This is a genomic window from Brachyspira sp., assembly GCF_050873525.1.
Taxonomy (GTDB): domain Bacteria; phylum Spirochaetota; class Brachyspiria; order Brachyspirales; family Brachyspiraceae; genus Brachyspira.
Genome location: NZ_JBNMIZ010000066.1, coordinates 1 through 12,224, shown reverse-complemented (window position 1 = coordinate 12,224; position 12,224 = coordinate 1). Strand labels below are relative to the sequence as shown.

Below are 12,224 nucleotides of genomic sequence, written 5' to 3'. Positions count from 1 at the left end.
ATATTATTTTTCATGTTATTTGATTTTATATTATAGTAAAAATTATTTAGTGAAAAGCCTTAATTTATAGTCTTGAATTATTATTTATTTTATATATACTATACAAATAAAATTTAATTAAAAAGAGGAATAAAAATGAAAACTGAAAAAAGCAATTTATTTACGCCATTAAAAATAGGAAATCTTGAAATTAAAAATCGTATAGTAATGCCGCCTATGTGTATGTATAGCGCCGAAGACGGATTTGTAAACGATTGGCATATTCAACATTATACTACAAGAGCGATTGGAGGAGCTGGATTAATCATTGTCGAAGCTACGGGAGTTTTGCCTTATATAAGTTCGATAACCGATAACGATTTGGCTATATGGGACGATAAATATATTGACGGTTTAAGCAAACTCGTTCAAGCGGTTCATAATAACGGAGCGAAAATCGGAATACAAATTAATCATGCGGGAAGAAAATGCGAATCTGTAAAAACGGATAAAATTCATGCTCCAAGTCCGGTAGCTTTTAACGATAAATATAGAGTTCCCGTTGAAATGACGAAAGAAGATATAAACGAAGTGGTTGACGCTTTTGCAAACGCTTTCAAAAGAGCGGTTAAAGCTGGATTCGATTTGATTGAAATTCATGCGGCTCATGGTTATTTGATTTCGGAATTTTTATCTCCGCTTTCAAATAAAAGAACGGACGAATACGGAAAAAACAGAGTAAAAATATTGGAAGAAGTTTTAAGAAAAGGAAGAGAAGCGATAGGAAAAGAATTCCCGATTCAAATAAGAATCTCATCTTACGATTGGAGAGAAGACGGAAATACGGTTAAAGATTTTGCCGAAATGCTAAAGCCTCTCGAAAACGAAAATTTATTTAATTCGATAAATGTAAGCACGGGAGCGGTAACGGCGGACGGAAAAATAATTCCTTACGAAGGCTATCAAATACCTTTCGCAAGAGAGCTCAAACAATATATGACAGTTCCTTGTATCGGAGGCGGACTTTTAAGCGACCCTAAAATGGCTAATATGATAGTAAGAAACGGAGCGGCTGATGCGGTTTATATAGGAAGAGAGCTTTTGAGAAATCCTTATTGGGGATTGCAAGCCGCGAGAACTTTGGGAATAGATATTCCTTTCCCTAAACAATACGAACAGGCTAAAAGATAATATTATTTGTTATTGCAATCTGAACTAATTAAGGCGTGGCAATCCATTATTAATAAAATTCAATTTAAAAATTTTGCTTTATTAATATCGGATTGCTTCGTTCGTTTGGCAACATGCCAGCTTTAGCGCACTCACTCATAATGGACAAGATATTTTTTATATTAATTTTAAGATATACTCTCGCTAATCCATTTTGAAAGTTTATTTGGAGTGAGCGCTCCGACTTTCGCCCCTATTTTTGAAAAATATTTTGCCGCTTCTTTATCGTAGCTAATATTTGTATTATAATCGAGCGCCGTCAAAACGAATAATTTGCTTCCGTTTTCTATTATATCGCTTGCGCTTTTATACATGAGTTTATAATCATTACTGTCGAATAAATCGCTTATAAGAAGAACGATTGTTTTGTCGGGAGCGACAGTTATTTTTTTCGCATATTCTAAAGCCTGCGCAATATCCGTTCCTCCGCCTAATTGCACTTTAAATAATATATCTACTGGTTCTCTTATATATTCGCTCAAATCGACAACCGAAACATCGAAAATTATAAGTTTGACGGACATGTAAGGCAAATTGGTAAATATTGAAGCCATGATACTTGAATAAATAACCGAGTCGAGCATCGAGCCGCTTTCGTCTATAAGGATTATTATATTGTAAGGATTATATTTTTTTATATTTTGATTGAAATATAATTTATCTGCAAAAAATTTTTTATCTTTATAATTATAGTTTTTCAAATTATGTCTCACCGTTTTTTTTATATCGAGATTTTTAAATATTTTATTTACAGCGGTAGAATTTGGAAGTTTCTTTCCGTAAAAAACTTTTTTTATTTCAATTTCCATTTTCTTTTTAATTTCTTCAACCGTTTTTTTTACTATTTCGTAAGCCAGCTTTTTTACGTTCCCGCTCATTGTGTCTTTGAACGCGAGTATATTTTTAAGTAGTTCAATATTAGGTTCGATTTCTTTGAGTATATTTTCGTCCGTTAAAATTTCCGTTAATTTATATTTTTCCAGCGCTTGATTTTGCATTATTTCAACGGTTTCTTTTGGGAATAATTTTTTTACTTTTGAAATCCATTTTGGAACGGTTAAAGCGCTTTTTTCTTTTCCGAATTTTCTTTCGTTTGAATTTGAATTATTTAAATCATTTAAACTATTTAAAGAATAACCGCTATTTTCAGAATATTCTCTATCGTATAAAAAATTTAATGTTTCGTCAATTTCAAAATATTCGCCGTCAATTTTTAAATTATTTTCGACAAAACTTCCAAGTATCAAACGCCATCTATTTAAATTTCTTTTATTTAAATAAGCTAAATCGTTTAAATCGAAATCTTTTATTTTGTTTTTCATTAAAGAATTAAGAAAATTTAATTATTCTTCGCCTATACTCATCGGCATTATAATAAAATAATAATCGTCTCTTTCTATTTCTTTTATCATAGTCGGACTCGAATCCTTATTTACCATGAAAGCGACAATTTCCGAATCTATCTGCTTAATTACATCTTGAATATAGCTATAATTATAAGCGACAGAATTATCTTCGCCAGAATATTTTATATCAATTTCTTCTACCGATTCTCCCATTTCCTGATTTATTCCCTTAACTTTAAGCGATTCTTCCGAAACATTTAATATCATTCTCTTTGAGCGAACATCGTTAATCATTGGAACAATTCTTCTTATGGCGTCAAGCAAATCGTTTTTATTTACTCTAAAGCTGTAAGCGAATTCTTTCGGTATAACTTGTCTAAAATTAGGATATTTTCCTTCGATAAGACTTGAAACGAAATCGTATTTTCCAACTTGAAAATAAACCTGCTGTCCATCGACTCCCATTTTTACCTGTTCAACTTCGTCATAATTTGCCGTCACAAGTATTTCATTTAAAACTTTTGGCTCTATTATTATTGAAAAAGAACCGTTTTCTATTCCGTCAAATTCTCTCTCTATAATAGCCATTCTTCTTCCGTCCGTTGCAACGGCTACAAATTTGGAATCGGTTTTTTCAAAATATATTCCTCTTAAAGCTGGTTTAAAAGGCTCTTTCGCTATTGAGCTTATTGTTTTATTAATCATAGTAACCAATTCTTTTGTAGGAAGCATAGTATAAGTTATATCTTCTTCGCTTTCTGGATATTGCGGAAAATCATCCGCTTTCATTCCAATTATTAAGTGTTTTATTTTTCCGTTTTCAGATTCTATATTAATTTTTTCATTTTCTTCTACATTTATCGTTATCAAACCGTCAGGCATTTCTTTTAAAATAGAACTTATTTTTTTAGCGTATATTGCAACCGAACCTTCTCCATCGCAATCGTCCAAAATTATTCTGCTTCTCGCCCAAACCGAACCGTCAGTCGCCGTTAATGTAAGAGTATTTCCCGAAAGATGAAAAAGAACATTGCTTTCTATATTGTATATTACCTTTCCTTCAACGACATTTTCGGTTACTCCGATTGATTTTACTATATCTTTTTTTAAACATCTAAACTTCATAGCGTCCCCATATTTAATTTTTATTGTTTTAATTTTATTTTAATTGCTTTATTCTATCATTAAAAAATATTTTTTACAATATTAAAATTAAATTAATTATTTTCTTGAAAATTAAAAAATAAAAACGATAAAAATAATAATAATTGATTTTTACATTTAGGCAAAAAATATGTTAAGTATTTTTTCACTATACCGATATTAATTTTAAAGCGGTAAATACTTATTAAGTTAACATAAGAATTGATATATTTATCTTATCGCTATATAATATTAAAAATTTAAAATATTATATCAAAGAGAGGAAATAATATGGCAGACGAAGAAAATTTAGAATTAGAAGAAGGCGAAGAAGAGGAACAAGGCGAAGAAAAAGCTAAGAAAAAATTTACCATAAGCCCTATGATTATAAAAATCCTTATGATTATTGCTGCCATTTTAGTAGTGGCTTTAATGTCTGGGGTTATAGCTTACTTTGTTTCAAGAAGCGTAGGAAGGGCTGGAGGAGTTCAAGGCGGAATAGCGGACGATATGATAAAACAGCCGCCTCCAACTTATTTTCCGATTACGCCCGATTTTAACGCGAATACTGCGGATGTGGATGTTACGAGATATGTTAAAGTTAGCATAGTTTTAACTTATACGGCGAACGCTAAACAGTTGGCTGTCGAACTTCCAGAAAGAGTTTATATGATAAAGGACAGAGTTTACGCTATAATAAGGTCCTATAATTTCGACCAGCTAAGAACTAACGAAGGAATAGAACAGTTGAAAGCGGATATTAAAAGGGAAATAAACAGTATGCTTAGAAACGGACAGATAGACGATGTATTGTTTGTAGACCTTATATTAAGTTAATAGGCTAAATTGGAGAATTAAGGAAAATAGGTTAATAAGGATATTCGTATGACGGAAGTATTATCTCAGAGCGAAATTGACGCGTTATTAAGCGCAATATCGTCTGGAAAAAGTTTGGATAATATCGACACTAAACGCGTTGAAGTAGAACATAGAAAAATAAAAATTTACGATTTCAAGCGTCCCGATAAATTTTCAAAAGACCAAATCAGAACGCTTCAAATGATGCATGAAAACTTCGCCCGCGTTACCACTACTTCTTTATCGGCGCAGTTAAGAACTTTGGTTGGAATCCATGTGGCGAGCGTTGACCAGCTTACTTACGAGGAATTTATAAGAAGCGTAAGCAATCCTTCGACTTTGGCTATGGTTAGTATGGACCCTCTTAAAGGAAGTTCTATTTTGGAAATCGACCCTTCTATAACATTTACGATTATAGACAGATTATTCGGCGGACCTGGAGAGAGTCCAAAAAATCTAAACAGAGAACTTACCGATATTGAGCTTTCCGTTATGGAAGGAATAATAGTCAGAATATTGGGAAATTTGAGGGAAGCTTGGGCTAATGTTATAGATTTAAGACCGCGTTTGGGTTCGATAGAAACAAATCCGCAATTCGCCCAAATGGTAAGCCCAAACGATATGGTTGTTTTAATTACTTTAGAAACTAAAGTTGCGGATGTTGAAGGTATGATGAATTTCTGTATTCCTTACATTACTATAGAACCTATACTTTCAAAATTATCCGCTCAATATTGGTATGCTTCTGTTAAGAGAGGAAGCACGATTGAAAACTTGAAAATTATTAAAGAAAAATTACAGAATATATATGTCGAAACTTCGGCGGAACTCGGCTCAATGCAGTTGCCCCTTTCGGATATTCTTAATATTCAAAAAGGCGATGTCGTTAAATTTACCGATACAAAAATAACCGACCCTGTTATATTCAAGGTTGGAACGAGAAGGAAATTCTTATGTCGACCTGGTATTTCGGGCAGCAGAATGGCTGTTCAACTTACGGGAGTCATGGACGGCGAGGCTGATTTAACCGAAGAAGATTTACTAAAAGAGGAGGAATAATAATGATAAGTGACGGCGCATTATCTCAAGATGAAATAGAAGCTTTGCTTAAAGGTTCTGACGAGGCTTTTGGAGGAACGGACTCTGGAGCGGCGGACGGCAATGTGGATAAACAGCTTTTTAACGAAGCGGCTAAAATTATAGCGGATAATCAGGCTTTTTCATTATCTTCTATTACCACAAAAACCGTAACTATAACGAATATTGCCACGACTATAGGAAATTCGTCCAATTTGCAGCAAATGTTATCGGGAAAGATGGTAGAGGGAAAAGTCGCCTATACAGGTTCGATTAGCGGAAATGTTTACTACTTTATGGGCGAGAGCGAGGCTTTGGCTATAGCTTCTTTAATGATGGGACAAAAAGAAGAAGCTTTAAACGATATGGTAGCTCAAGTATTGAAAGAAGCTTTCTCTCAAATGGTAGGTTCTTCCGACAGCGCTTTAACTTCAAGATTCGGCGGTAATTTTAGCAATTCGCCTGTGGAAACTTCCGTATTGGAAGATGCCTCAACGGTTAATATTGCGGGCGGTTTGGCTATAGTCAACGGAACGGTTTCAATAGAGGGAGAATTTGAAAACGCACCTTATGTGTTCGCTATGGAACTTCCGCTTTTGCAAGCGCTTATAGGAAATAGCAAATCCGCTGGAAATAATCCAAGCAGTTCTGGAAACGGAAATTCCAATAGTCAAGAATTCGAGCCTTCAAATCAGCTTGGAATTCAGCATGCGGAGTTCAATTCGTTAATGCCTGCAGCGGATATTCAAGGAACGGGAAATATCGGCTTGCTCATGGATGTAACGATGAATATGACGGTGGAATTGGGAAGAGCCACTATGACTATTCGCGATATATTGGGGCTTGGCGAAGGTTCTATTATCGAGCTTCAAAAATTGGCGGGCGAACCAGTCGACTTGCTTGTTAATGGAAAACTTATAGCTAAAGGCGAGGTTGTGGTTATAGACGAAAACTTTGGAGTTCGCGTGACGGATATTATAAATCCTATGGACAGACTCAGAAATAAAGCCACAAAATAAAATAGAAAGTAATAAAACTAAATCCCATGATTTTAAGCGAGACTATTTTTATAGTTTCGCTTTTTTAATTTATAGTCGAAGTGAATTATTAATAATTGTTAATTATTAATAAAGTAAAAGCCTCTTTATACCGATAAATTATTATAATAGCATTTAAATTTTCAAGTTTTGAGAAGGCAATTTATGAATAACGATAGAAAGCAGAAAATAATTAAAACTCTTTTAAGTTTGATAATATCTTTTTTAATAATTTTTATAATTGCAATGTTCGCAAGAGCGGCGAGCAATACAATACTGCCTTCAAATAGCAGAATATCAGTTTTCATAAACGATTATCTCGATATGATGACACGCATGATTGATAAAGCGGCGGTTAATCTAAATATAAAAAGAAATACCGTTTCGGAATATCAGATTAATTTGATAAGTCAGTCGATTTCCGATTATGTAGGCTATAGCATGTATCAAACGGCGGATGTCGTAAAAAATTATAATCCTAATAAAAATTATTCAAAAAGCGAACTTGAAAAATATAAAAACGATTATTATAAAATGACGGTTGAAAATCCTTATTTAAGAGGAATGACGGTTTTTGGCACGGACGGAAAAATGCGTCTTAATCTATATTTGTCTAAAAATAAATCGTGGCCACTCGAATTGAACGATGATTTGATTAAAGAGATAATAAAAAAAGGTTCTTTGGTTTTGAATGCCACAAACGAAAATACTTTTTATATAATGGAATATATAAAAAATAATTTTGGCGAGATGATAGTGGCAACGAGAAACGATTATTCTTATGTTTCGGATATTGCAATGTATTATTTGGTTGCCGATAAGAGATTGTATGTGAGCGATTCGAGAAATTTGATTTATAATGTGAGAGAATCTATAGGAGACGACAATACTATAGAAAAAGTTTCAAGCGTTATAAATAGATTTGCGTATTATAAAAAACAGCCAAGTTTTATTGTAAACGATTCGCTTTCCGTTTCAATGATAGGAAAAGAATATCCAAATTATTTTGAACTTATAGTTTTGGCTTTAACGGCGCTTTTGATTTTATTCTTTCAGCTTATATTAAACGGTATTATTAATTTCTTTAAATATCTTATGCAAATTAAAAGCGATAGAGATTATATGAATAGTTTGCAAATTGTAAAAGATGATGAAGAAGAATCGGGCGATATAGACGAGAATATAATAAATGCCGAATTGCCGAAGTCGAACGCTATAGAGGATATGCCGCCTATCGTTGAAAAAGTTTATTATAAAATCCCGGAAGAATATAAAGAACCTAATAAAGAAAAATTTAATATAAAAAAAGAAATATCAAATTTAGTTTCAAATATAAAAAATGAAATCAATAAAAAAGATTTTGAAGTCGAAGAAAAAACCGAAAACGAAAATATAGAAAATGCAAAAGAAGAAAATAATATTGAAGCGTTAATTCAAAACGAAGAGATAGACGATAATTTTAATAATATCAATCCTATTAATAATATAAATATAATCCAAGAAGACGATTTAAATGAAATAATTGAAGATATTAACGATATTAAAATTGAAAATGAAGAAATAGACGAAGAAACCAACAACATTGAAGATATTGAAAGTATTATTGAAGATAGCCTTACAGGAGAAATTATTAATAATATTTTGAATAATGAAGAAGAAAATTCAGAAGAATTAATTAACGAAATTGATAAGCAGGAAGAAAACGATATTAACGAAACCGACATAAAAATAGACGAAGAAATATTGGAAAATGTGAATAGAGATATACTCGATTCGTATAATAATGTTTTGACAAATCACGCGGAAAATAAAAAAGAATTTGATAAAGAAATTAATAGCGAAGAAAAATTGACTAAAGATTTAAATAAAAATAATTCGGAAGATGTATTTGCCGCTTTCGATAAAATGCTCGCTTCAATAATAAGCAAAGCTGAAGAAGATGCAAAAACTATAATTAAAAAGTAGTTGGAAATTTTATGTTTGATAAAAATAATATTTATATATATATAGCGATTTTGCTCAATGCGATAATAATTGCGTTATTCATAACTTTTGTATTCGGATTAAAAAGAGACGCTTTCGATGTCGATACAAAAAAATTGGACAGAAGTGCTTTAATATGTCAAAACAGCGTTCTTAATATAGTAAACGAATACGATAAGAGAATAAATAAAATTTTGGAAAGCTATCCTTTTGCCGATTTTTTACAAAGAGTGGTTATAAACGGAGTTGATAAATCGGAAAGAGATAAAATAATATCAATATTCAGAAGCGGAAATTACGCTTTCGATACGGTTACAATAAATTTGGCTATAGACGGTAAAACGGTTATTTCGTCTCCCGATAAAAATAAAGTCATTAATATAGATAATTATAAAAATTCAAACGCTTTGGCTTATTTTGACGAAGATTATGACGGAGTTTATTTCATTAAATCTATTTCAAACGAAAACGGAATCAGAATCGGCTATATAGTTGCAAGCGTATTTAAAAAGATTTTTGAAAACACTTCTTATAACTTAAATTTTGTGGTTTTACCGAACGGAGTGGTTTATTATAATCCAGCGATAGATATAAACAGCATATCTCGAGATACTTTGACTCGATATATGGAACAGTCGGATTCAAAAACTATCAATATAGACAATTCTTCTTATTTGTTATATTCGGGCAGAGTCAGAGATATAGAAAATTTTTCAATAGGAATTTTGGAGCTTAATGTTCCTATTGTTCAAAAATATTTGAAATATATTTTGCTTTTAATTTTATGCTCGTCTTTTATATTTTTAATAATTTCCGTTTTATACGATAGAAATAAATTGATTAAAGAAAGTCAAACGGATGATATATACGAAGAAGATGAAAATTATAATATTAACAGCATAAATGTTAGCGAAAATAATAACGAAGATACTTTGGAATTATTAACCGAAGACGATATTAATTATTTAAACGATATTGACCTTGAAGATATTTTTAAAGAAGATAGCGAAGAAAAAAATAATAACGAAAACTATACGGAAAATAATAATGAAGAAGAAACTGAAGAAAAATTAAATTTAGACGATTTAGAAAATTTTGAGATGCCAGAAGATGGCGAAATCGAAGAAAACAAAAATGAAGAAAATAATAACGAAAATAATTTAACTAATATTACTAACGAAGAAAATTCTAACGATACAGGTTTGGACGATTTGGAAGAATTATATAACAGTTTGGAAGAGCTTGAAAAATTGGATGAAAAAGAAGACGATATTATAGAAAGCATAGACGATATGGAAAATATTATAAACGATGAAGAAGATATTTTGATTAGTCATGGTTCTATTATCGAAGAAGAATTAATGAAAAAGGAAGACGAATATTTTTCTTCGAGCGATGCTTTCAATTTTTCTCTCAATAAAGATTTCTTACTTGGCGACAAACTTGGAGACAAAGAAGATTTAAAAGACATAGATTTGGATTCCATAACCGATAATTACGAAGGCGAGATTGTTAAAAAAGCGGACGAAAGCGACACTTTTGATAAAGAAGATTTAAAAGATGAAGAATTATATAATCCCGATGAAGTTCCTAAAGTTCCAGAATCTTATTATAAAGAAGCTGAAGAAAAAGTTAAAGAAAATATGACGGCTTATTGGAAGAATATCTTAAAATCAATAAGAGGCAAAAAATTCGTTAATAAAAATATGAGCGAAATTTTGGACTGGATAAAAGAAGAATCTGGACTCGATATAACAAACTGCGCTATGCTTAATAAAGGCGAAGACGGAATTTATAAAGTCGCCGAATCTCAAAATCTATCCGAAGAAACTAAAGAATCGTTAAAGATAGACGAAAACGAAGGATTATTCAAAAAAATACTTTCCAATAATCGAACTCTTTATGTGTCGGACCCGTTTTCATCCGATTCTTTGAAAGAGAAATTCGATATTAAAGATAGAGAAAATATTTATCATATGATTTTTGTTCCGATTCAAAACGAAGAAGGAGAATTGAAATCGTTTTTTATAGGACTTTCGACAAATTGAAATTAGAGGTTGATTACTCATGGAATATGTTATTGTGGTTTTGGCTTTCATTGCGATTGGTTTTATAGTTAGTTTAATATTTTATAACATGCTTCGGTTAAAAGTTTTTGGCGGATTTGTAATGATGTTTATAATAGCTACAGCGGGAGCTTTACTCGGTTCTTATTATATTCCAAGAATCAATACGATAATAGAATACATAAGAATAAATTTATCTTCGGCAATTTTGGGTTCTATAATTTTGGTAATATTGCTTTATTTATTCACTCCAAAATCTTTAAAATAAGAGCGTTTATGTTTATAAAAGATTCTATAGATAATATGGCAAAACCTTCGGTAAAGGACGATAAAGCCGTAGAAAATATAAGAAAAGCGGCTTTTATAGCGCAAAAATCTATAGACTTGGCTTTTTCTTTTTGCAAATCTGGAACGAGAGCGTCAAAAATAGATAAAGAAGTTGAAAAATATATTAAATCTCAAAACGGTTATCCCGCAAATTTTGAAGTCTCTGGCTACGGATTTGCGACAAGCGTATCGATTGGAAACGAAATAGCGCATGGAATTCCGTCTAAAAAAAAAATACTCACGCATGGCAAACCTGTCTGCATAGATATAGGAGTCAAATATAACGGATATTATGCCGACTGCGCAAGGACAATGGTTATAAAAGGAAATTTAGGCTCGGTTAATAAAGAAGTTTATAAATTAATATCCGCCTGCAAAGATTCTTTAGAATACGGAATATTTAAATTAAAACCAAAAGTATTATTGAGCGAATATGGAAAAAATGTAGAAAAAAAAGTAAGCGAATACGGATATAATATAGTAAAATCGTTGACTGGGCATGGCGTTGGCTACGAATATCATGAAGCGCCTTATATTTTTAATTTTTATCATCCGAATAACGATATTATTCTCGAGCCGAATATGGTTTTAGCTTTGGAACTTATGATTACAAACGGTTCTAATAAATATTCTATAGAAAAAGACGGCTGGACGCTTTCTACTGACGATAATTCTTTAGCCGTTCATTTCGAGCATACGGTTTTGATAACCAATGACGGCGTGGAAATATTGGGTTTTGGTAATTCTTTATATTAATCAAAAATCAATAAAAAACCGAGCATTTAAATCAATAAAGATAAAAAACTCGGTTTATTTATGTCTAATAGTTAATTTTATATTTTTCGCACGCGCCGCAATCGTAACCGCCGCCTGCGTTTTCGCACTTACAAGGCTTTTCGCGCTCGTATATTATCATTTTGTCGGTTTCGCCGTTTATCGCAGCCAAAACCGCCGCCGCGCCCGCGTTAAACGCTTCGTCTACGTCGGCTTTCGAAGCGATGTGCGCCGAACAGCGTTGCATCAGGCTTAATTCTATTCCGCGGGTTTTAAAGCCCGTGCGTTTTTTAACTATGCGCGAAAGGTTGGCGGCTATTCCGCCGAGTTGGGTATGCCCGAAGCAATCTTTAAAACTTGCCGACTGCGATTCGCAAAGCAAAACGCCGTTTTCGTCGTGCACT

At 32.2% G+C, this 12,224-nt stretch carries 11 protein-coding genes; 8 read left to right on the top strand and 3 right to left on the bottom strand.

The genetic code is table 11. The features are described 5' to 3' along the window. Positions 1–135 precede the first annotated feature (135 nt). Positions 136–1,170 carry an NADH:flavin oxidoreductase/NADH oxidase gene (locus ACR0QS_RS06095; protein ID WP_432632556.1) on the top strand — a complete coding sequence of 345 codons (1,035 nt, stop codon included), beginning with the start codon at positions 136–138 and terminating at the stop codon, positions 1,168–1,170. 167 nt (positions 1,171–1,337) lie between these two features. On the opposite strand, the gene ACR0QS_RS06090 is transcribed toward ACR0QS_RS06095, so the two are convergent. Beyond that, the gene (locus ACR0QS_RS06090) at positions 1,338–2,531 is read right to left on the bottom strand and encodes a VWA domain-containing protein (RefSeq protein WP_432632555.1); all 1,194 of its coding nucleotides are present in this window, start codon (positions 2,529–2,531) and stop codon (positions 1,338–1,340) included. A gap of 21 nt (positions 2,532–2,552) precedes the next feature. After that, entirely contained in the window at positions 2,553–3,680 is a 1,128-nt protein-coding gene (dnaN, locus tag ACR0QS_RS06085) for a DNA polymerase III subunit beta (protein WP_432632554.1), read from the bottom strand. A gap of 309 nt (positions 3,681–3,989) precedes the next feature. Here dnaN and ACR0QS_RS06080 point away from each other — a divergent pair, with 309 nt between their 5' ends. The 7 genes from ACR0QS_RS06080 to map all read left to right on the top strand — a co-directional run bounded on the left by ACR0QS_RS06080 (position 3,990) and on the right by map (position 11,802). Next, positions 3,990–4,535, top strand: a complete 546-nt coding sequence (locus ACR0QS_RS06080; protein WP_432632553.1) for a flagellar basal body-associated FliL family protein — start codon at positions 3,990–3,992, stop codon at positions 4,533–4,535. Positions 4,536–4,583: 48 nt separating this feature from the next. Next, positions 4,584–5,615 (top strand): flagellar motor switch protein FliM, encoded by a 1,032-nt coding sequence (fliM, locus tag ACR0QS_RS06075; protein WP_432632552.1) that lies wholly within the window; start codon positions 4,584–4,586, stop codon positions 5,613–5,615. Positions 5,616–5,617: 2 nt separating this feature from the next. Next, a complete protein-coding gene (gene fliN / locus ACR0QS_RS06070; protein WP_432632551.1) occupies positions 5,618–6,652 on the top strand; it encodes a flagellar motor switch protein FliN in 1,035 nt (344 codons plus the stop codon). 183 nt (positions 6,653–6,835) lie between these two features. Beyond that, positions 6,836–8,635 carry a hypothetical protein gene (locus ACR0QS_RS06065; RefSeq protein ID WP_432632550.1) on the top strand — a complete coding sequence of 600 codons (1,800 nt, stop codon included), beginning with the start codon at positions 6,836–6,838 and terminating at the stop codon, positions 8,633–8,635. Positions 8,636–8,646: 11 nt separating this feature from the next. Next, positions 8,647–10,701, top strand: coding sequence for an AAA family ATPase (locus tag ACR0QS_RS06060; RefSeq protein ID WP_432632549.1), 2,055 nt, complete (start codon positions 8,647–8,649; stop codon positions 10,699–10,701). Positions 10,702–10,720: 19 nt separating this feature from the next. Continuing rightward, positions 10,721–10,987: a hypothetical protein gene (locus ACR0QS_RS06055; protein WP_432632548.1), complete on the top strand. Its 267-nt coding sequence runs from the start codon at positions 10,721–10,723 to the stop codon at positions 10,985–10,987. Between the two features lie 8 nt (positions 10,988–10,995). After that, positions 10,996–11,802, top strand: a complete 807-nt coding sequence (gene map, locus ACR0QS_RS06050) for a type I methionyl aminopeptidase (RefSeq protein WP_432632547.1) — start codon at positions 10,996–10,998, stop codon at positions 11,800–11,802. 64 nt (positions 11,803–11,866) lie between these two features. Here the strand turns inward: map and ACR0QS_RS06045 are convergent. Next, positions 11,867–12,224, bottom strand: a 358-nt coding sequence (locus ACR0QS_RS06045) for a hypothetical protein (RefSeq protein ID WP_432632546.1), incomplete at its 5' end; no start/stop codon positions are given.